Origin of the sequence: Pseudomonas sp. EL_65y_Pfl1_R83 (assembly GCF_963970695.1) — a bacterium.
Lineage (GTDB): Bacteria > Pseudomonadota > Gammaproteobacteria > Pseudomonadales > Pseudomonadaceae > Aquipseudomonas > Aquipseudomonas tritici.
In genome coordinates this window covers 126,726-147,926 of the sequence record NZ_CAXAQI010000002.1, presented here as the reverse complement: position 1 = coordinate 147,926, position 21,201 = coordinate 126,726, and the positions used below count along the sequence as shown (strand labels likewise).

The 21,201-nt window shown below is 60.6% G+C and carries 13 protein-coding genes; 6 read left to right on the top strand and 7 right to left on the bottom strand.

Annotation, left to right across the window (positions count from 1 at the left end):
- Positions 1 to 99 precede the first annotated feature (99 nt).
- From ligA to AACY08_RS02865, 4 genes are all read right to left on the bottom strand, one after another.
- Complete coding sequence (gene ligA / locus AACY08_RS02880; RefSeq protein ID WP_339467915.1) at positions 100 to 2,457, bottom strand: NAD-dependent DNA ligase LigA; 2,358 nt, start codon at positions 2,455 to 2,457, stop codon at positions 100 to 102.
- A gap of 87 nt (positions 2,458 to 2,544) precedes the next feature.
- Positions 2,545 to 3,414: a cell division protein ZipA gene (gene zipA / locus AACY08_RS02875; RefSeq protein WP_339418773.1), complete on the bottom strand. Its 870-nt coding sequence runs from the start codon at positions 3,412 to 3,414 to the stop codon at positions 2,545 to 2,547.
- A 291-nt stretch (positions 3,415 to 3,705) separates the two neighbouring features.
- The gene (gene smc / locus AACY08_RS02870; protein WP_339467913.1) at positions 3,706 to 7,194 is read right to left on the bottom strand and encodes a chromosome segregation protein SMC; all 3,489 of its coding nucleotides are present in this window, start codon (positions 7,192 to 7,194) and stop codon (positions 3,706 to 3,708) included.
- A 2-nt stretch (positions 7,195 to 7,196) separates the two neighbouring features.
- Positions 7,197 to 7,856 (bottom strand): GntR family transcriptional regulator, encoded by a 660-nt coding sequence (locus tag AACY08_RS02865; RefSeq protein ID WP_339467911.1) that lies wholly within the window; start codon positions 7,854 to 7,856, stop codon positions 7,197 to 7,199.
- Between the two features lie 280 nt (positions 7,857 to 8,136).
- On the opposite strand from AACY08_RS02865, the gene xdhA reads away from it, so the two are divergent.
- The 4 genes from xdhA to guaD all read left to right on the top strand — a co-directional run bounded on the left by xdhA (position 8,137) and on the right by guaD (position 14,252).
- The gene (gene xdhA / locus AACY08_RS02860) at positions 8,137 to 9,585 is read left to right on the top strand and encodes a xanthine dehydrogenase small subunit (RefSeq protein WP_339467909.1); all 1,449 of its coding nucleotides are present in this window, start codon (positions 8,137 to 8,139) and stop codon (positions 9,583 to 9,585) included.
- Positions 9,578 to 11,977: a xanthine dehydrogenase molybdopterin binding subunit gene (xdhB, locus tag AACY08_RS02855; RefSeq protein WP_339467907.1), complete on the top strand. Its 2,400-nt coding sequence runs from the start codon at positions 9,578 to 9,580 to the stop codon at positions 11,975 to 11,977. The genes xdhA and xdhB overlap by 8 nt, the downstream gene beginning before the upstream one ends.
- Before the next feature lie 118 nt (positions 11,978 to 12,095).
- Entirely contained in the window at positions 12,096 to 12,935 is an 840-nt protein-coding gene (gene xdhC / locus AACY08_RS02850; RefSeq protein WP_339467905.1) for a xanthine dehydrogenase accessory protein XdhC, read from the top strand.
- Positions 12,936 to 12,947: 12 nt separating this feature from the next.
- The gene (gene guaD, locus AACY08_RS02845) at positions 12,948 to 14,252 is read left to right on the top strand and encodes a guanine deaminase (protein WP_339467903.1); all 1,305 of its coding nucleotides are present in this window, start codon (positions 12,948 to 12,950) and stop codon (positions 14,250 to 14,252) included.
- A gap of 74 nt (positions 14,253 to 14,326) precedes the next feature.
- Here the strand turns inward: guaD and AACY08_RS02840 are convergent, their stop codons facing one another.
- On the bottom strand, positions 14,327 to 15,091 hold the full coding sequence (locus AACY08_RS02840; RefSeq protein WP_339418784.1) for a GntR family transcriptional regulator: 765 nt from the start codon (positions 15,089 to 15,091) through the stop codon (positions 14,327 to 14,329).
- A 225-nt stretch (positions 15,092 to 15,316) separates the two neighbouring features.
- Here AACY08_RS02840 and AACY08_RS02835 point away from each other — a divergent pair, with 225 nt between their 5' ends.
- Positions 15,317 to 16,507, top strand: coding sequence for a benzoate/H(+) symporter BenE family transporter (locus AACY08_RS02835; protein WP_339467900.1), 1,191 nt, complete (start codon positions 15,317 to 15,319; stop codon positions 16,505 to 16,507).
- Between the two features lie 95 nt (positions 16,508 to 16,602).
- On the opposite strand, the gene AACY08_RS02830 is transcribed toward AACY08_RS02835, so the two are convergent.
- Positions 16,603 to 16,947 carry a YggL family protein gene (locus AACY08_RS02830; RefSeq protein ID WP_339418787.1) on the bottom strand — a complete coding sequence of 115 codons (345 nt, stop codon included), beginning with the start codon at positions 16,945 to 16,947 and terminating at the stop codon, positions 16,603 to 16,605.
- 238 nt (positions 16,948 to 17,185) lie between these two features.
- Here AACY08_RS02830 and dacB point away from each other — a divergent pair, with 238 nt between their 5' ends.
- Positions 17,186 to 18,643: a D-alanyl-D-alanine carboxypeptidase/D-alanyl-D-alanine endopeptidase gene (gene dacB / locus AACY08_RS02825; RefSeq protein ID WP_339467898.1), complete on the top strand. Its 1,458-nt coding sequence runs from the start codon at positions 17,186 to 17,188 to the stop codon at positions 18,641 to 18,643.
- Positions 18,644 to 18,769: 126 nt separating this feature from the next.
- Here the strand turns inward: dacB and AACY08_RS02820 are convergent, their stop codons facing one another.
- Positions 18,770 to 21,169: a sensor domain-containing diguanylate cyclase gene (locus tag AACY08_RS02820; RefSeq protein WP_339467896.1), complete on the bottom strand. Its 2,400-nt coding sequence runs from the start codon at positions 21,167 to 21,169 to the stop codon at positions 18,770 to 18,772.
- Positions 21,170 to 21,201: the final 32 nt, after the last annotated feature.

Sequence of the window (21,201 nt, the reverse complement as noted above, 5' to 3'; positions counted from 1 at the left end):
ACCGCATGCCGCCAACGCAGCCTCGCTGGCGCTCGACAGCTGCTACGGGGCGCGCGTAGGAACTCTGAGCATCGCCAGTAAGAGATCGTTCAGTAAGAATCAGACCGTGATGTTATGCGTGGCCAGGAAGGCGACGAAAGCTTCTTCGTCCAATACCTTCAAGCCCAGCTCGCTGGCCTTGGCCAGCTTGGAGCCGGCGCCTGGCCCAGCCACCACGCAATGGGTTTTCGCCGAGACGGAACCCGCCACCTTGGCGCCGAGGCTTTCGAGCTTTTCCTTCGCCACGTCACGACTCATCAGCTCCAGGGAGCCGGTGAGCACCCAGGTGTGCCCGGCTTCGGGCAAACCTTCGACGACTTTCTTCTCGCTCAGCCAGTGCATGCCGAAGTCCTTGAGCTGCTGCTCGATGGCCAGGGCGCGGTTGGCGTTGCCTTCGCTGTCGAAAAAGTCGCGGACGGCCTTGGCCTGTTTCTCGGGCAGGGCCTGGCGCATGTCCAGCCAGTCCGCCTTGATCACGCCCTCGAGGGTGCCGAACTTGTCCGCCAGTTTCTGCGCAGCGCCCGGGCCGACGCTCGGCACGTGCAACTTGTCGAGCAAGCCGCCCAACGTGGTGCTGGCGGCGAATTCGGCACTCAGGTCGCCCTGATCCTGCAATTGCAGGCCGCATTCATCCGGCGACAGCAGCGCGCCGATCACGTCTTGGTTATGGCTGTCTTCAAAGAAGCTGTGGATCTCGTGCGCCACTTCCAGGCCCACGTCCGGCAAGTACGTCAGCACTTCCGGCAAGGCCTTCTGCACACGTTCCAGCGAGGCCAGGGAACGCGCCAGCACCTTGGCGGTCTCCTCGCCTACGTCGGGAATCCCCAGGGCGTAGATAAAGCGCGCCAGGGTCGGGGTCTTGCTGTTTTCGATGGCGGTAATCAGCTTCTTGCTGGAAATATCGGCGAAGCCTTCCAGGTCGATAATCTGCTCGTACTTCAGTGTGTAGAGATCAGCCGGCGAGCCGATGAGTTTTTCATCCACCAACTGTTCGATGGTCTTGTCGCCGAGGCCGTCGATATCCATGGCACGACGCGACACAAAATGGATGATCGCCTGCTTGAGCTGCGCGCCACAGGCCAGGCGGCCGACGCAACGGTACACCGCGCCTTCGCTCACGGTTTCCTTGCCTTTGCTGCGCTTGACCAGTTGCGTGCGCTCCACATGGGAGCCGCACACCGGGCAGCGCTCGGGGATCGGCACTGCACGTGCTGTTTCCGGGCGCCGCTCGAGCACCACCGACACGACTTGTGGGATTACGTCACCGGCACGGCGGATGATCACGGTATCGCCGATCATCACGCCCAGGCGCGCGACTTCGTCCATGTTGTGCAAGGTAGCGTTGGAGACGGTGACACCCGCGACCTTGACCGGCTTCAAGCGCGCCACCGGTGTAACGGCGCCGGTGCGGCCAACCTGAAATTCGACGTCGAGCAGTTCGGTCAGCTCTTCCAGGGCCGGGAATTTATGCGCGATGGCCCAGCGCGGTTCGCGGGCGCGGAAGCCCAGCTCACGCTGGGAGGCAATGCTGTTGACCTTGAACACCACACCGTCGATCTCATACGGCAGGCTGTTACGCCGCTCGCCGATATCGCGGTAGTACTCCAGGCAATCCTGAATGCCCTTGGCCAGCTTCAGCTCGTGACTGATGGGCATGCCCCACTGCTTCAGTTGCTGCAGGTTGCCAATGTGGGTGTCGCTGATATCGGTGGTCACGCCATAACAGCAAAATTCCAGCGGGCGGCTGGCAGTGATCTTTGAGTCCAGCTGGCGCAAGCTGCCGGCAGCCGCGTTGCGCGGGTTGGCGAAGGTCTTGCCGCCGACTTCCAGTTGCGAGGCGTTGAGCCGCTCGAAACCGGCCTTGGACATGAACACTTCGCCGCGCACCTCGAGGGTGGCCGGCCAGCCGCTGCCGTGCAGCTTCAATGGGATATTGCGCACGGTGCGCACGTTGACGCTGATGTCTTCACCGGTGGTGCCGTCGCCACGGGTAGCACCCCGTACCAACTCGCCATCCTGGTACAGCAGGCTGACCGCCAGGCCGTCCAGCTTGGGCTCGCAGCTGTACTCCACCGCCCCGCCACCGCCAAACAGATCGCCCGCGGGCAGGTCTAGACCTTCGGTCACCCGGCGATCGAACTCCAGCAAGGTGGTTTCATCAAACGCGTTGCCCAGGCTGAGCATCGGAATCTCGTGCTTCACCTGAGTGAACGCCGACAGCGCGGCACTGCCGACCCGCTGCGTCGGTGAATCGCGCGTAATCAGCTCCGGATGCTCGGCCTCCAGGGCCTTGAGCTCATGGAACAACCGGTCGTACTCGGCGTCCGGAATGCTTGGCTCGTCGAGGACGTGATAACGGTAGTTGTGCTGATCCAGTTCAGCGCGCAGTTCGAGGATGCGGGTATGGGCGGCGGTCATGGGTGTTCTCTCATAAAGCAAAAGAGCAGCCGAAGCTGCTCAATATGTTAGTGCACGGATTCTACAGGCAACGCTTAAGATCAGGCCTCAGCGTTTCTGTGTCAGGGCGCGACGTTCGAACTCGACGATGCGCTGACGGTAATGTTCGATGGTCTGGGCCGTGAGGACGCTGCGCTGGTCGTCCTTGAGCTCGCCATTCAGTTCCTGGGACAGCTTGCGGGCTGCGGCCACCATCACGTCAAATGCTTGTTTCGGGTGACGTGGGCCTGGCAGGCCAAGGAAAAAGCTCACCGCCGGGGTGCTGAACAGGTCGATATCGTCCAGGTCGAAAGTGCCCGGCTTGACCGCATTGGCCATGGAGAACAGCACTTCGCCGTTACCCGCCATGCTTTCGTGACGGTGGAAAATATCCATCTCGCCAAAACGCAGGCCACTTTCCAGGATGTTCTGCAGCAGGGCCGGACCTTTGAAACCGGCGGCGTCGCGGCAGATCACGCTGATCACCAGCACTTCTTCGGCGGCGGGCTGGTCGTTGACCGATTGGCGCGGCGCGCTGGAGGTCTTGCCCACATTTTCGTCCGGGAAATCATCGTCGCGGCTGCTGAAGCTCGGGCCTTCATCGACGTCGAGGTTCAAGTCGCCCTGATGCGGCTCGGCAGCGCTGGCACTGGCGCGCTTGCCACGCTTGGACGACGGCTCGCGGGCTTCACGCAGCGGCGCGCTCATCGACGGCAAGTCGTGCTCGTCCAACTGGGGTTCTTTATGGGTATCAAGCACACGAGGCGGCCCCAGCAGCTCGGCGGCACCGTCGTCGTCAGGCAAGTTGGACAGGTTGCGGTCCAGACGAAATTTGAGCTTGCCCTTGCCACCGCGCATGCGGCGCCAGCCATCAAAAAGAATACCGGCAATGACAATAATGCCGATGACGATCAGCCACTCGCGCAGACCGATTTCCATGTAATCCCGTGCCTCTAATAAAAAATGCTGAAAAATAAGGGGTTTAGCACTGCGCAAACCGCTTTAAAACGTGGCGCCAACTCTATGTTCTGACTGACGTTTTGCCCACGCATATGAAAATTTGACATTAAATTAGCACAGTTGGCGAAAGATGTATTGGATTGGCATCTTCGCTCTCCAATGGCCTTTTCGTACATTGGCGCCAACGGTGAGCTGCAAGCTTCAAGTTATAAGCTTCAAGCTCAAGCCAACTCACTTGCAGCTTGCAGCTTGCAGCTAAACGCTACGCCGCTAGGCGTCCACCATCGCCATCGCTTCTTCGACATCCACCGCTACCAAACGCGAGCAGCCAGGCTCATGCATCGTCACACCCATCAACTGATCCGCCATTTCCATGGCGATCTTATTGTGGGTGATATAGATGAACTGCACGGTCTGGGACATCTCCTTTACCAACCGTGCGTAGCGTCCAACGTTAGCGTCATCCAGCGGGGCGTCAACTTCATCGAGCATGCAGAACGGCGCCGGGTTCAACTTGAAGATGGCAAACACCAGGGCCAATGCGGTCAGGGCTTTCTCGCCGCCGGACAACAAATGGATGGTGCTGTTCTTCTTGCCCGGAGGCCGCGCCATGATCGTTACCCCTGTATCGAGTAGATCTTCGCCCGTCAGTTCCAAGTAAGCGCTGCCACCGCCGAAAACTTTTGGGAATAACGCCTGTAAACCGGCATTAATCTGATCAAAGGTATCTTTGAAGCGGTTACGGGTTTCCTTGTCGATCTTGCGGATCACATTTTCCAGGGTGTCCAAGGCTTCCACAAGGTCGGCGTTCTGGGCATCCAGATAACGTTTGCGCTCGGATTGCTGCTGGTATTCGTCGATGGCCGCCAAGTTGATCGCGCCCAGTCGCTGGATACGCGCAGCAATGCGTTCGAGTTCTTCTTCGGCCTCTTTCTCATTGGCCTGGGCGGTCAGTGTGTTGAGCACGCCGTGCAAGTCGTAGCCGTCTTCCAGCAACTGGTCTTGCAGGGTCTTGCGGCGCACGGTCAAGGCTTGCCATTCCATGCGCTGTTGTTCGAGCTGACCGCGGATAAGCTGGGACTGCTGCTCGGCCTGGGTCCGGCGTTTTTCGGCGTCGCGCAATTCGCGATCGGCGTCTTCCAGGGCGATCTGCGCGGTCTTGAGTTCTTCGTCGACGGTCATGCGCTTGTCGAGCAACTCTTCGAGCTTGAGGCGCAGTTCTTCCAGCGGCGCTTCGCCCTCCTCCAGATTGAGGCTCAACTGCTCGCGCTTTTCGGTGAGGCGTTCCGATTGCATCTCCAGGCGCTCAAGGGCCTGAGCCGTGGAGTTGTGCTGGGCGCGCAGCGAGCCGAGGCGCACTGCCAATTGGTGGGCATGGTCCTTGTGTTGGCGGGCTTCCTGGCGCACGCGGTCGAGGCGTTCGCGCAGGCTGTCGCGCTGCGCCAGCAGCAATTCGCGTTGCTCGGTGTCGAGGGCCATGCTGTCCAGGGCCTCCTGCAACTGCAGGCGCGCTTCGCCGATCTGCTCATGTTCGAGAGCGCGTTGTTCGCCCATTTCGGCGACTTCTTCATCAAGACGGGTGCGGCGCAGGGTCAGCTGTTCGGCCTTGGCTTTGCTCGCGGAGAGCTGGGCCTTGAGTTCACCTTGTTGGCGCGCTTCGTCCTGCAACAGGCGGCGCAGGTGTTCGCGGCCGGTCTCTTGCTGGCGCTGGGTGGCGCGCAGGGTTTGCAGTTCGGTTTCCAGGCTTTCAAGGGTGGCCTCGCGTTCTTCGCGTTCGGCGCTCAGGTTGACGATTTCCTGGCCCCGGGCCAGGACGCCGCTTTCGGCTTCACTGGCACGGCGTACCCGCAGGAAATGGCGACCGACCCAGTAGCCGTCGCGGCTGATCAGGCTCTCGCCGACGCCAAGCTGGCCGCGCTGGGCCAAGGCCTGCTCAAGTGATTCAACCGGTGTGACCTGGCCCAGCCACGGCGACAGATCAATTGCCGCTTCGACCTTGTCCAGCAAACTGCCCGGCATCCGTGTGCCATCGGCCGCAGGGCTGAGCAAGCGCAGATCACCCTGGGCAAAACCGGCCAGGTCGAAGCCGCCAAAATCATCCACCAGCACAGCCTGCAGGTCGGCGCCGAGCACGGTTTCCACCGCCAGCTCCCAACCCGCCTCGACCTTCAAGCCTTCCGCTAATCGCGGGCGTTCGGCCAGATGCTGCTCGCGCAACCATTCAGCCGTACCGGTGCCTGGGTCCAGGGCGGCTTGCTGCAAGGCCTCAAGGGATGCCAAGCGCCCATTGAGCCGCTGCAAATCACCCTGGGCTTGCTGCTGCGCCTGAGTCGCCTGTTGCAGTTGCTGACGCAATTGCTCCAGACGCTCCACTTGCTGTTCTTCGCTGGCTTCCAGTTCCTCCAGCGTCATTTCGCTTTCGGCCAGTTGCTCGCTCAGTTCCATGATTGCCGCGTCTTCCGGGTCGGCGGCGAGCAACACACGCTCTTCCTGCAGACGACGCTGGCGTTCGGCCAGGCGCTCCATGCTGGTTTCCAGTTGCTGGATGCGCGACTGCTGCACCTCAGCCTGGCGACGCGGCTCGGCGGATTGCAGGTTGAAGGTGTCCCACTGCTCCTGCCAGCCGTGCATGGTAGTTTCGGCCTCTTCCAGCGCCGCCGCCGCCTCTTCGGCGGCGGCGCTGGTGATCTCCTGCTCGGGGGTGAGCATGTCTAGCTCTTCGCCGAGGGTCAGCAGCAACGTGCGGTCGTGCCCCAAGTGAGATTCTGTTTCCAGGCGTGCGCGCTCGGCTTCCTTCAAATCATCCTGCAACTGGCGCAAGCGCTGCTGGCCGTGCTGGATGCTCTGCTCGACGCGGGCAATATCGCCGCCTACCGAATAGAAGCGGCCCTGCACCAGATTGAAGCGTTCGGACAGGTCGTGGTGCCCATCGCGCAAGCGTTCGATGCTGGCGTCGGCATTGCGCTGCTCGGCCACCAGGGCTTCAAAGCTGATTTCCTGGGTGCCGATAATCGCTTCGCGCTGGCCAACCTGGTCATTCAGCGCCTGCCAACGCAGGGCCGACAGTTGTGCCTTGAGCTGGCGCTCTTCGCCCTTGTATTCCTGGTACTTCTCGGCGGCCTGGGCCTGGCGGTGCAGGCGCTCCAACTGGCGCTCCAGCTCTTCGCGCAGGTCGGTCAGGCGGGCGAGGTTTTCGTGGGTGCGGCGGATACGGTTTTCGGTCTCGCGGCGGCGCTCCTTGTACTTGGAGATGCCGGCCGCTTCTTCGATAAAGTTACGCAGGTCTTCGGGCTTGGCTTCGATCAGCTTGGAGATCATGCCCTGCTCGATAATCGAATAGCTGCGCGGGCCCAGGCCTGTGCCGAGGAAGATATCGGTGATGTCCCGACGGCGACACTTGGTGCCGTTAAGGAAGTAACTGTTCTGGCTGTCGCGCGTCACTTTGCGGCGGATCGAGATTTCGGCGTAGGCCGCGTACTCACCGACCAGGGTGCCGTCGGAGTTGTCGAATACCAGTTCGATGCTGGCCTGGCTGACGGGCTTGCGGCTGGTGGAGCCGTTGAAGATGACGTCGGTCATCGATTCGCCGCGCAGGTTTTTTGCCGAGCTCTCGCCCATCACCCAGCGTACGGCGTCGATGATGTTCGACTTGCCGCAACCATTGGGCCCGACCACCGCTGCCATATTACTGGGGAAGTTCACCGTGGTTGGATCGACGAAGGATTTGAACCCCGCCAGTTTGATGCACTTGAGCCGCACGTTTAGACGTCCGCCAACGCGGCGATGACCAGCGAGGAACTGCGCTGGCAGTAGGCCGACAGCACCAGGCGAATCTGCACCAGGTCACGGGCCAGTACAGCGGCGAGCAGTTGTTCGAACAGCGCCAGGTACTCGCTCATGGACGCCTTGCGTTGATCCAGGGCCAGGTAATAGGCACGGTTCATCGCAGGCTGCAGGTTCTCGACGGTTTCCTGCAAATACGGGTTGTTGGCGAAGGGGTACGCGGCACGCATGACATTGAAGCTTTCTTCAACGAAGGCGCGGATGTCCTCGCGCTCATAGCTGACCTGCAGGCGCTGCTGTATTTGCAGAAACGGCGCCATGTCGACCTGGGTCTGCCAGCCTTCGGCAACCGCATTGCCGAGCAGGATGTACATCTCGCCCATCAGGGTACACAGGCTCTGCACCTTGTGTGCGGTGAGTTCGGTGACGTGGGCGCCACGGCGCGGCAGAATCGCGATCAAGTGGCGACGTTCGAGGATCAGCAAGGCTTCACGCACGGAACCACGGCTGACATTGAGTGCCAGCGTGACCTTTTGCTCCTGGATCCGCTCCCCAGGCTTGAGATCGCCGCGAATAATGCGTTCGGCGAGGTGGTGAGCGATTTGCTCGGCGAGACTGTCCGGCGCCTTGAACGTCATGTTTTCCCTTCAAAATCTTCTATCAATACAGGCGCGGCAGTGTAGCGCATTGGCCCGCTGATGGCGCTACGCCCACCTTGGCGAATTTGGCACGGAATAAGCAAAGGTTGCAGTGTATAAGCCCGCAAAAACAACGGTTCCAGAAGACTGGACCATAATTGAACGTGTTGCGATCGCACTTTCTTGACCCTTAGGTCAGAAAACGATTGACCGAAAAGTCAGACATGACTAGATTCGGCGCAAAGCGGTTAACAACAATAATGAGTCTGCGAGGCCTTCCGTGATCCAGTTTTTACTTAACCAGGAACTCCGCAGCGAGCACGCCCTGGACCCCAACCTGACTGTGCTCAACTATCTACGCGAGCATGTGGGCAAATCCGGTACCAAGGAAGGCTGCGCCAGCGGCGATTGCGGTGCCTGCACCGTGGTGGTCGGCGAGCTGCACAAGGACGATCAAGGCGCCGAGCAGATCCGTTATCGCAGCCTCAACTCCTGCCTGACCTTTGTCTCGTCCCTGCACGGCAAACAACTGATCAGCGTCGAAGACCTCAAGCACCAGGGCCAACTGCACAGCGTGCAACAGGCCATGGTCGCGTGCCACGGTTCACAATGCGGCTTTTGCACCCCCGGTTTTGTGATGTCGTTGTTTGCCCTGCAAAAGAACAGCGACGCCCCCGACAGCCAGAAAGCCCATGAAGCCCTGGCCGGCAACCTGTGCCGCTGCACCGGTTATCGCCCGATTCTCGCTGCCGCCGAACAGGCTTGCTGCAACAAACCCCAGGATCACTTCGACAGCCGCCAGGCCGACACCATCGCCCGCCTCAAAGCCATTGCGCCGACGCAAACCGGTGAACTCAACAGCGGCGACAAACGCTGCCTGGTGCCCCTGACCGTTGCCGATCTGGCCGACCTCTACGATGCTTATCCCCAAGCGCGCTTGCTGGCCGGAGGCACCGACCTGGCGCTGGAAGTCACCCAGTTCCACCGCACGCTGCCGGTGATGATCTACGTCGGCAACATTGAAGAAATGAAGCGCATCGAAGATCTCGACGACCACCTGGAAATCGGCGCGGCCACAGCCCTCTCCGATTGCTACGCCGCGTTGAACGCTGAATACCCGGACTTTGGCGAACTGCTGCATCGCTTCGCCTCTCTGCAAATCCGCAACCAGGGCACGCTGGGCGGCAATATCGGCAACGCGTCGCCCATTGGTGATTCGCCACCGCTGCTGATCGCCCTCGGCGCGCAGATCGTGCTGTGCAAGGGCGAAACCCGCCGCACCCTGGCGCTTGAAGACTACTTCATCGATTACCGCGTCACCGCGCGCCAGGACAGCGAGTTCATCGAGAAAATCATCGTGCCGAAGGGTCACGCGTTGTTCCGCGCCTACAAGGTTTCCAAGCGCCTGGACGATGACATTTCCGCCGTGTGCGCCGCGTTCAATTTGAAGATTGAAAACGGTGTGATCAGCGACGCCCGCGTTGCGTTCGGTGGCATGGCGGCCACGCCTAAACGCGCCAAGAGCTGTGAAGCCGCGTTGGTGGGCGCCACCTGGAATTCGACCACTGTCGAAAAAGCCTGCGCCGCCCTGGCCGAGGATTTCACCCCGCTGTCGGACTTCCGCGCCAGCAAGGAATATCGCCTGCTCAGCGCGCAGAACCTGCTGCGCAAATACTTCATAGAACTGCAAACGCCGCACATCGAGACTCGGGTGACCGCTTATGTCTAACCATCATGCTGTCGTTAAAAGCCAAGACGAACTCGCCGAGCTGTTCGCCCAGGATCTCACCTCTGGCGTGGGCCGCAGCGTCAAGCATGACAGCGCCGCCAAGCACGTCAGCGGTGAAGCGCACTACATCGATGACCGCCTTGAATTCCCCAACCAATTGCACCTGTATGCGCGCATGTCCGACCGTGCCCACGCGAAGATCATCAGCATCGACACCGCGCCCTGCTATGCCTTTGAAGGTGTGCGCATTGTTATTACCCATGAAGACGTGCCGGGCCTGAAAGACATCGGCCCGCTGATGCCCGGCGATCCGTTGCTGGCGATTGATACGGTGCAGTACGTCGGCCAGGTTGTACTCGCAGTGGCCGCCCGCGACCTGGACACCGCACGCAAAGCAGCGATGGCTGCGGTGATCGAATACGAAGACCTGGAACCGGTGCTGGATGTGGTCGAAGCGTTTCGCAAAAAGCACTTCGTGCTCGACAGCCACACCCACCAGCGCGGTGATTCAGTCGGCGCATTGGCCACGGCCAAAAACCGTATCCAGGGCACTCTTCATATCGGCGGCCAGGAACACTTCTACCTGGAAACCCAGATCTCCTCGGTGATGCCCACCGAAGACGGCGGCATGATTGTCTATTGCTCTACGCAAAACCCCACCGAAGTGCAGAAACTGGTGGCCGAAGTGCTCGACGTGTCGATGAACAAGATCGTGGTGGATATGCGCCGCATGGGCGGTGGTTTCGGCGGCAAGGAAACCCAGGCCGCCAGCCCCGCGTGCTTGTGCGCGGTGGTCGCGCGCCTCACCGGCCAGCCGACCAAGATGCGCCTGCCGCGCGTGGAAGACATGCTGATGACCGGCAAGCGCCACCCCTTCTATATCGAATACGACGTCGGCTTCGACGACAGCGGTCGCCTGCACGGCATCAACCTGGAGCTTGCGGGTAACTGCGGCTGTTCGCCGGACCTGTCCAACTCGATTGTCGACCGTGCAATGTTCCACTCCGACAACGCGTATTACCTCGGCGATGCCACGGTGAACGGCCATCGCTGCAAGACCAACACCGCGTCCAACACTGCCTACCGTGGCTTTGGCGGCCCGCAAGGCATGGTCGCCATCGAGGAAGTGATGGACGCCATCGCCCGCCATCTGGCGCTTGATCCGCTGGCGGTGCGCAAAGCCAACTACTACGGTAAGACCGAGCGCAACGTCACCCACTACTACCAGACGGTCGAGCACAATATGCTCGAAGAGATGACCGCTGAGCTTGAAGCCAGCAGCCAATACGCCGAGCGCCGCGAAGCGATTCGCCTGTACAACGCCCACAGCCCGATCCTGAAAAAAGGCCTGGCGCTGACCCCGGTGAAGTTCGGCATTTCGTTTACAGCCAGCTTTCTCAACCAGGCGGGTGCACTGATCCACATCTATACCGACGGCAGCATCCACCTGAACCACGGCGGCACCGAGATGGGCCAGGGCTTGAACACCAAGGTCGCGCAGGTGGTGGCCGAGGTGTTTCAGGTGGAGATCGACCGCGTACAGATCACCGCCACCAACACCGACAAAGTGCCCAACACCTCGCCGACCGCCGCCTCCAGCGGTGCTGACCTGAACGGTAAGGCCGCGCAGAACGCCGCCGAAACCATCAAGCAGCGCCTGGTGGAATTTGCCGCTCGCAAGTACGACGTGAGCGAGGCCGATGTGGAGTTCCGCAACGGTCATGTGCGCGTGCGTGACCAGATCCTGACCTTTGAGGCGTTGATCCAGCAGGCTTATTTCGCGCAGGTTTCGCTGTCGAGCACCGGCTTCTACAAGACCCCGAAAATCTTCTACGACCGCAGCCAGTCGCGCGGTCGGCCGTTCTACTACTTCGCGTTCGGCGCGGCCTGTTGCGAAGTGATCGTCGACACCCTGACCGGCGAGTACAAGATGCTGCGCACCGACATCCTCCACGACGTCGGCGCCTCGCTGAACCCGGCCATCGACATCGGTCAGGTCGAAGGCGGTTTTATCCAGGGCATGGGCTGGCTGACCATGGAAGAGCTGGTGTGGAACAACAAGGGCAAGCTGATGACCAACGGCCCGGCCAGCTACAAGATCCCAGCCGTGGCGGACATGCCGCTGGAGCTGCGCGTCAAGCTGGTGGAAAACCGCAAGAACCCAGAAGACACGGTGTTCCATTCCAAGGCCGTGGGCGAGCCGCCGTTCATGCTCGGGATTGCTTCGTGGTGCGCGATCAAGGACGCGGTGGCGAGCCTGGGTGATTATCGCCATCAGCCGAAGATTGACGCACCGGCGACGCCGGAGCGGGTGTTGTGGGGGTGTGAGCAGATGCGGCAGTTGCAGGCGGCGAAAGCCATTGAGACTGAAACCGAGATGGCTTCGCTCTAGACCGAGGTGCTGCTATCGCGGGCAAGCCCGGCTCCCACATGTTGATCTGTGAACCCGATCAAATGTGGGAGCTGGCTTGCCTGCGATAGCGGTCTCACAGACACCACTGGAGGTGACTATGAACAACTGGATCAGCGCCCTCGCCGACCTGCAAAACCAGGGCGAACCCTGCGTCCTGGTGACCATCATCGAAGAGCTCGGCTCCACGCCGCGCAACGCCGGTTCAAAGATGGTAATCAGCACCGCGCAGACCTTCGACACCATCGGCGGCGGGCACCTGGAATACAAGGCCATGCAGATCGCCCGGGACATGCTCGCAAGTGGCCAGCAGAACACTCATCTGGAACGCTTCAGCCTCGGCGCCAGCCTGGGCCAGTGCTGTGGCGGCGTGACCGTGCTGCTGTTCGAACCCATGGGCCAAGTGCAGGCGCAGATCGCGGTGTTTGGCGCCGGCCATGTTGGCCGCGCGTTGGTGCCGTTGCTGGCGAGCCTGCCGTGCCGGGTGCGTTGGATCGATTCGCGCGACCAGGAGTTTCCGGAACATATCCCGCTAGGCGTGCGTAAAATCGTCAGCGAAGAGCCGGTCGACGAAATCGCCGACTTGCCGGTGGGCAGTTACTGCATCGTCATGACCCACAATCATGCGCTGGACCTGGAACTGACCGCCGCCCTGCTCAAACGCAATGACTTTGCCTATTTCGGCCTGATTGGCTCAAAGACCAAACGGGTCAAATTCGAACACCGCTTGCGTGATCGCGGCTTCGACGCCGCACAGCTGCAACGCATGCGCTGCCCCATGGGCCTCACCGAGGTAAAGGGCAAATTACCGGTGGAGATCGCCATCTCCATCGCCGGCGAAATCATCGCTACCTATAACGCGAATTTCGGCCAGCACACCGCCAGCGCCGAACCCATTGCCAAACTGCTGCCGGCTTCGCGTCGCAGCCAAGCCCTTTGAATTGAGACGACCATGCCTTTGACTCGCAAAGCCTACCGTGCCGCCATCCTGCACAGCATCGCCGATCCCGCTGAAGTGGGTATCGAAGCTTCCTACGAGTATTTCGAAGACGGCCTGCTGGTGATCGAAAACGGCCAGATCAGCGCGGTTGGTCATGCCGGCGATTTGCTGCCGACGTTGCCCGCCGACATCGACATCACCCACTACCAGGACGCGCTGATCACGCCCGGCCTGATCGATACACACATCCACCTGCCGCAAACCGGCATGGTCGGCGCGTATGGCGAGCAATTGCTGGATTGGCTGAACACGTACACCTTCCCGTGCGAAAGCCAGTTCGCCGACAAGGCTCACGCCGAAGAAGTCGCTGATATTTTTATCAAGGAGCTGCTGCGAAACGGCACTACCACCGCGCTGGTGTTTGGCAGCGTGCATCCGCAGTCAGTGAACGCATTTTTTGAGGCGGCAGAAAAGCTCGACCTGCGCATGATCGCCGGCAAGGTGATGATGGACCGCAACGCGCCGGACTACCTGACCGATACCGCAGAATCCGGCTACCAGGAGAGCAAGGCGCTGATCGAGCGCTGGCACGGCAAAGGCCGCCTGCACTATGCGGTCACGCCGCGCTTTGCGCCGACCAGCACGCCGGAACAATTGGCCTTGGCCGGGCAACTGCTGGGCGAATACCCCGACCTGTACATGCAGACGCACATCAGCGAGAACACGCAGGAAGTCGAGTGGGTAAAAGCGCTGTTCCCGGAGCGCAATGGCTACCTGGATGTGTACGACCACTACACATTGCTGGGCGAGCGCTCGGTGTTTGCCCATGGCGTGCACCTGTGCGATGACGAATGCGCGCGACTGGCAGAAACGGGCTCGGCCGTCGCGTTTTGCCCGACCTCGAACCTGTTTCTCGGCAGCGGCTTGTTCAACCTGCCGATGGCCGAGAAGCACAAGTTGAATGTGGGCCTGGGCACGGACGTGGGTGGCGGCACCAGTTTCTCGCTGCTGCTAACCTTGAACGAAGCCTACAAGGTCATGCAGTTGCAGGGCGCACGGTTGAGCCCGTTCAAATCGCTGTACCTGGCGACCCTGGGCGGCGCGCGGGCGCTGCGGTTGGAAGACAAGATCGGCACGTTGCAGCCGGGGACGGATGCGGACTTTTTAGTGCTGGACTACAACGCTACGCCGTTGCTGAGCTATCGCTTGAAGCAGGCGAATAACATTGCCGAGACGTTGTTTGTGTTGATGACACTGGGGGATGATCGGACGGTATTGCAGACGTATGCAGCCGGGCAGTTGGTGCATCAGCGCTAACTTTAAAATCACCGCAAAACAAAGGTGGGAGCAAGCCCGCTCCCACCTTTTGAATCCCAGGTGAGCCTGGGAAATTACAGTTTGATCGAAGAGCGCCCTGGCTTCTTGGTCTGCAACAAATGCGAAAACACCGCATGCAAATCATCCGACGCGCTTTCCTCATCGAGGTTGAGCTTGCTGTCGATATGGTCCATGTGGTGCATCATCAAATTCACCGCCAACGCCGCATCCCGCGCTTCGATCGCATCGATCAGCTGAGTGTGTTCATCGTAGGAACAGTGCGAGCGGTTGCCGCTTTCGTACTGGGCGATGATCAATGAGGTCTGCGACACCAGGCTGCGCTGGAAGCTGATCAGCGGCGCGTTCTTCGCCGCTTCGGCCAGCTTGAGGTGGAACTCGCCGGAGAGGCGGATACCCGCACCGCGGTCGCCACGAGAGAAGCTGTCGCGCTCGTCGTTGACCATCTGGCGCAGCTCGGCCAGTTGTTCGGCGGTGGCGTGTTGCACCGCCAACTCAGTGATCGCCCGCTCCACCAGACGTCGCGCGAGGAACACCTGGCGCGCTTCCTCGACGCTCGGGCTGGCCACCACAGCACCGCGATTGGGCCGCAGCAACACCACGCCTTCATGGGCCAGGCGCGACAGGGCGCGGCGAATGATGGTGCGGCTGACGCCGAAGATTTCGCCCAGTGCCTCTTCACTCAATTTAGTACCGGGTGCCAGGCGTTGTTCGAGGATCGCCTCGAAGATATGCGCGTAGACGATATCGTCCTGGGTTCCGCTGCGACCGACCTTGCCGGCTCGCGGTGTTTTCTTGAGAGGTTGCAACTGTTCGTTCATGGGCACTCGGGTTTGGAGAACGGCGGCGAATTAACGGTAATACGTCAACAGCGGGTCGCTGGCAAGTATCACCTAAAAACAGGGCACATTGTACACAACCGGATGCGCCAACACACTGTACGGCTGTTTGCGGCGTCGGCTGTATTGCAATGAGTCGTTACGTTTGAGTTTAGGCTTGAGTCCGTAACGCCAACGGTAAAAAACAGGTAAAAGGAACACCTCTTCATGAACGACGCCACCCAAGCGCCTTTGCGCCCGCTGGCCGACACGTCTGCGTCGGCCGTCGTCGCCGGCTTCATCGCAATGATGACTGGCTACACCAGTTCCCTGGTGCTGATGTTCCAGGCCGGGCAGGCCGCCGGCTTGACCACGGCGCAGATTTCTTCATGGATCTGGGCGATTTCCATCGGTATGGCGGTGTGCAGCATCGGCCTATCCTTGCGTTATCGCACGCCCATCACCATTGCCTGGTCGACGCCGGGCGCGGCGCTGCTGATCACCAGCCTTGGCGGTGTCAGTTATGGCGAGGCCATCGGCGCCTACATCACCTGCGCCGTGCTGGTGACGATTTGCGGGCTGACCGGCAGCTTTGAAAAACTGGTCAGGCGTATTCCGGCGTCACTCGCGGCCGCCCTGCTGGCGGGGATTCTGTTCAAGATCGGCAGCGAGATCTTCGTTGCCGCGCAGCATCGTACCGGGCTGGTGCTGGGGATGTTCTTCACTTACTTGATCATCAAACGCCTGTCGCCGCGTTACGCGGTGCTGGCCGCGTTGGTGATCGGCACCATATTGTCCGGGTTGATGGGGCTGTTGGACTTCAGCGCTTTTCACCTGCAAGTGGCGACGCCGGTGTGGACCACGCCGCACTTCTCGCTGGCGGCGACCATCAGCATCGGCGTTCCACTGTTCGTCGTCGCGATGACCTCGCAGAACATGCCCGGCGTCGCGGTACTCAGGGCCGACGGTTACAACGTGCCTGCCTCGCCCCTGATCACCGCCACCGGCCTGGCCTCCCTGGTGATGGCGCCGTTCGGCTCCCACGGCATCAACCTGGCAGCGATCAGCGCGGCCATCTGCACCGGGCCGCATGCCCATGAGGACCGTAACAAGCGCTACACGGCAGCGGTGTGGTGTGGAGTGTTCTACGGGATCGCCGGGGTGTTCGGCGCGACCCTCGCGGCCTTGTTCGCCGCCTTGCCCAAGGAACTGGTGCTGTCGATTGCAGCCCTGGCGTTGTTTGGCTCGATCATCAATGGCTTGAGTATCGCCATGAATGAGCCGAAGGAACGGGAAGCGGCGCTGATCACTTTTATGGTCACCGCGTCTGGCTTGACGCTGTTTTCCATCGGTTCGGCGTTCTGGGGAATTGTGGCGGGGGTGTTGACGCTGCTGATTCTGAATTGGAGAAGGGATTAGCTTCAAGCTTCAAGCTTCAAGCTTCAAGCTTCAAGCTTCAAGCTTCAAGCTTCAAGCCACATGAGCTTGCGGCTTGAAGCTTGGAACTTACCGCTTCAATTCTTGGAATTGATCGGCTTTTCCGGGTACCACACGTCCAGCAGTGGGCTGACTTCAGCGCTTTTCAGTTCGCTGCGGCCTTTGAGCCAGCTTTCAACAGCTACGCGCTGTTCTTCGTTGACCGAGCCACGCTTCTGCAGGCAAACCAGACCGAAGTCATCGCCGCCGACATAGCCCAGACCATTGGCTTCCATGGCTTCTTTGATGAATGCTTCGAGGAAAGCGTCGGTAGCTTCTTCACTCAGGTCTTCTTTGAAGTCCAGGTTCAGTTCGAAACCCAGCTCTTGAAATTCATCAACGCACAGTTTTTTGCGCAGACGCTGGGAACGGTTAGTCGCCATTGGAACAATCCTCATAAGTAATAACGGGCGGCACTTTAGCAGTTTAAGGCGACGATTGCCCGACTCTCTGGGACAGGCGGCACAATGCCGGCAAAAAAAACGCTGAATACCCGCTATCGTTCAGCTACAAGTGAGCCTACCTTGGGGCATAATGCCGACACTTTCATGACCATTGAGGGATTTTTCTTATCTACCCCTCGCCTTTTTCACCCTCCTCAGCAGTAGGGTTTTACTTCTTATGATCAAATCTTTGCGTTCAGTGTTTTTCGCCGGTCTTATTCTGCCACTGGCCTTTTCGGCCACCGCTGCCCCCGTCAACAATACTCTGCCGCCGAATGTTCAGCAGGCCCTTTCAAAAGCCAAACTGCAAAACAATGCGTTGTCCCTGGTAATGATCCCTCTGAACGGCCCGGGCACGCCTACCGTATTCAATGCCGATGTCTCGGTAAACCCAGCGTCCACCATGAAACTGGTCACCACTTACGCGGCCTTGGAAATGCTCGGTCCCAACCACCAGTGGAAAACCGAGTTCTACACCGACGGCACCCTCAGCGGTGGTGTGTTGCACGGCAACCTGTACCTCAAGGGCGGCGGCGACCCCAAGCTGAACATGGAAAAACTCTGGCTGCTGATGCGCGACCTGCGCGCCAACGGCGTGCAGCAAGTCACCGGTGACCTGGTGCTGGACCGTGGCTTCTTTATCCAACCGCAATTGCCCGAGTTCAATGACGACGGCAACGACGAGAACAAACCGTTCCTGGTCAAGCCAGACGCGCTGCTGGTCAACCTGAAGGCGCTACGTTTTGTGACTCGCAATGATTCCGGCCGGGTGCTGGTGTCGGTCGAGCCGCCGATTGCCAGTATCCGCATCGACAACCAGGTCAAGGCCTCCAACGCCAAGCAATGCACCGGCGATGTGCGCTACAACCCAGTCACCGCCGCCGATGGCAGCGTGACAGTAACGGTCAGCGGCCAATTGGCCGATGGCTGCAGTTCGCAGACCTATCTGTCGCTGCTGGACCACGCCACCTACGCCGCCGGCGCCGTGCGGGCGATCTGGAAGGAATTGGGCGGCACTATCCAGGGCCGGGATGTCCAGGCGCCTGTGCCCAAGGATGCCAAAGTGCTGGCCCGGGCGTTCTCGCCGGACCTGGCGGAAATCATCCGCGACATCAACAAATACAGTAACAACACCATGGCCCAGCAGTTGTTCCTGAGCCTGGGAGCACAGTTTCGCAACGATGCCGATGGCGACGATGCCAAGGCGGCGCAACGCGTCGTGCGCCAGTGGCTGGCGAAGAAAGGCATCACCGCGCCGCACTTGGTGATGGAGAACGGCTCCGGTCTTTCCCGTGCTGAACGCGTCAGCGCCCGCGAGATGGCGGCGATGCTGCAAGCGGCGTGGAAAAGCCCTTACGCGGCGGAGTACATCAGCTCGATGCCGATTGCGGGCACCGACGGCACCATGCGCAAACGCCTGAAGACCACTGCCATGCGCGGCGAAGCCCACATCAAGACCGGCACCTTGAACACCGTGCGCGCCATCGCCGGGTTCAGCCGCGACAACAACGGCAATACCTGGGCAGTGGTGGCGATTCTCAACGATCCGAAGCCATGGGGCGCGTCGTCGGTGCTGGACCAGGTGCTGCTGGACCTGTATCGCCAGCCTAAATTGGCGGCTGCACCGATACTCTAAAAGGCACTGTAATACCCCTGTGGGAGCGGGCTTGCTCGCGAATGCGTTGGGTCAGTCTAAACATTCGGCGCTGACACTCAGCATTCGCGAGCAAGCCCGCTCCCGCATTGGGCCCTGCGGCGGCCTTCAGGTACGCAAGGGCTCCACCACGACCCGGTCCCTGCCCGCCTGCTTGGCCACGTACACCGCTGAGTCGGCGCGCAGCAGCAAGCCATCGACACCTTCATCCACCCGCCAACTGGCCACGCCAAAGCTGGCGGTGACAGTGCCGACCGGCTCCATCGGCGCACTGCGCAGTGACTCCCATAACTCTATGGCCAGGCGATAGGCCTGCTCGCCATCGGTATGGGGGCACAGCACCATGAATTCCTCGCCTCCTAGGCGGCAGAACACATCGGTGCGGCGCAGGCGCTGGCTGATGCGTTTGCACAACGCCTGCAATACCCCATCGCCGACGGCATGCCCATGCCTGTCGTTGATGCGCTTGAAGTGATCGATATCCAGCATGATCACCGACAGTGCCCCCGAGGTGCGGTTAAGCCTCACCATCTCGGCCCTCAGGCGATCTTGAAAATAGCGGCGGTTGTGAATCCCGGTCAGGGAGTCGGTGATAGAAAGGGCGCGCAGTTCCTCTTCCACCCGCTTCAAGTCGGAAATATCCGACACATAGCCATGCCACAACGTGCCGCCTCCCGGTAACTCTTCCGGGGTGGCCTCCCCACGAATCCAACGCAGGCCGCGTTGCGGCAACTGCACCCGGTACTCTTCGCGCCAATGGCTCAGCTGCAACGCGGACAAACGGATCGATGCACGCACCCGTTCCACATCCAGCGGATGGATACGCTCAAGGACCTTTTTCGCGTCTTGCTGCAATACGCCGGGCTCGATTTCATAGATGTCGCGCATGCCATCACTGGCGTAGATGAATTTCCAGTTGTTCTGGGGCTCCAGGGTGAACTGGAAGATTCCGCCGGGGACATGGGCGCTGAGTTTCTTGAGCAGGCGGTCCCGCGCCGCCAATGCCTCGTAGGCACGCTTTTGTTCGGTAACGTCCAGGTAAATCGCCAGGTGGCCGATCCACAAACCATGGTCGTCCAGCAGCACGGTGGCCAGCATGTTCACGGTCAGCTGGCTGCCGTCTTCGCGGACCAAGGTCCATTCGCGTGCTTCGTGCAGGCTGTCCGGGCTTTCCACCAACATCGCCTGGCTCGCGGGAATACGCTTGCCCAAGGCCACACTCAAACTGGCGGAACGCGCCTCCAGTTCCACCGCCAGATGCAGGCTTTCCAGGGTGTGTGTGCCCACCACTTGCTCGGCCTCGAACCCCAGCATCTGCTCCGCACCGGCGTTGAAGGTGTTGATGACGCCGCGCAGGTCGGTGGCAATGATTGCGACCTGGGTGGCCGCATTGAGCACGCTGCGCAACTGGCCATGGGCCGCGCGTAACTCCTGCTCGCGCATACGCAGTTGCACGGTACGTTGCTCCACCAGTTTCAACGCGCGCTGGCGTTGGCTCACCAGTACATAGAGCAAGGCACTGAGCAACAGGCTGAGCAGGCTCCCCATGGTCAGGATCGCGGACAACGAAGAGTGGTTGGCCTGTTCGAACACCTGGCTCGGACGCAGGTTCAGGGCGTAGATGTGGTCGCCCAGCGTCAGGCGGCGCGTGCCGACAAGGTCGCTGCTGGCCCCGAACGTGCCGGACTCGAAAAGCACGCGCTTGTGCAGGTCGGAGATGTCGACTACTTGCATCATCAGGTTATCCCGGTCAGGCTTGGGCAAACCGTCGGCCACCAGCTGGCGAATGCTGATCACCGCCATCACATAGCCGTAGGGCTCGTTCTGGGATTGTCCGGAGATGGACAAGTGGCTCACCGGCGCGACCAGTAACACGCCGGTGGCATAGGCCGGTTCTACGCCCACCAATTGCATGGGCTGGGACACCGCCAGCTTGCCGGTCTTTTGCGCACGCTCAAGGGCCGAACGCCGCAGGGGCTGGGCCAGCAGATCAAAGCCGAGCGGTGCACCCCGTAGACTTTGGGTCTGGCTATACACCACCGGCACGTATTCATCACGCTCGGTCGCAGGGGCCAGCTCACCCGCCGAATTCAACTCACGGATAACAAAGGGCGCGCCTCCCCGGCCGGACACGTCTTGCTCAAACTGGCTGCGCTGCTCGCGATACACCCGGGGCGCCCAGGAGTATGCGAGGGTGCGCAACAACAAGGGCTGGGCAAAACCGTCAAATTCTTCGTGGGACACATCATCGGAATTGACAAAGAAACGCCGCAGGCTGTCCAGGCGCTGCTCCTGGTCTTCGAAGCGCTCCTGCAGGTGGGTATAGCGTTCATTGACCAGCAATTGAAAGCGCTGGCGCAGTTGCTGCTGATAGAGGTCGGAGGCGGCCCAGGCGACAATCGCCGTCAAAGCAAATCCCGCCAGTAACACCACCAATGCCACCACCCAAGCCGACGCCTGCTCACTGATAAAGCCTAGGATTTTCGGGCGAACAGCTTGCAACGGCATAAGCAACACTCACAGCGCCAGTGTGCGGGGTG

Excerpts from the sequence above, each read along its gene's own strand:
- xdhC (WP_339467905.1), top strand. The coding sequence starts at position 12,096 with ATGAACAACTGGATCAGCGCCCTCGCCGACCTGCAAAACCAGGGCGAA.
- AACY08_RS02835 (WP_339467900.1), top strand. The coding sequence starts at position 15,317 with ATGAACGACGCCACCCAAGCGCCTTTGCGCCCGCTGGCCGACACGTCT.
- AACY08_RS02830 (WP_339418787.1), bottom strand. The coding sequence starts at position 16,947 with ATGGCGACTAACCGTTCCCAGCGTCTGCGCAAAAAACTGTGCGTTGAT.
- dacB (WP_339467898.1), top strand. The coding sequence starts at position 17,186 with ATGATCAAATCTTTGCGTTCAGTGTTTTTCGCCGGTCTTATTCTGCCA.
- AACY08_RS02865 (WP_339467911.1), bottom strand. The coding sequence starts at position 7,856 with ATGACGTTCAAGGCGCCGGACAGTCTCGCCGAGCAAATCGCTCACCAC.
- guaD (WP_339467903.1), top strand. The coding sequence starts at position 12,948 with ATGCCTTTGACTCGCAAAGCCTACCGTGCCGCCATCCTGCACAGCATC.
- zipA (WP_339418773.1), bottom strand. The coding sequence starts at position 3,414 with ATGGAAATCGGTCTGCGCGAGTGGCTGATCGTCATCGGCATTATTGTC.
- ligA (WP_339467915.1), bottom strand. The coding sequence starts at position 2,457 with ATGACCGCCGCCCATACCCGCATCCTCGAACTGCGCGCTGAACTGGAT.
- xdhB (WP_339467907.1), top strand. The coding sequence starts at position 9,578 with ATGTCTAACCATCATGCTGTCGTTAAAAGCCAAGACGAACTCGCCGAG.
- AACY08_RS02840 (WP_339418784.1), bottom strand. The coding sequence starts at position 15,091 with ATGAACGAACAGTTGCAACCTCTCAAGAAAACACCGCGAGCCGGCAAG.
- AACY08_RS02820 (WP_339467896.1), bottom strand. The coding sequence starts at position 21,169 with ATGCCGTTGCAAGCTGTTCGCCCGAAAATCCTAGGCTTTATCAGTGAG.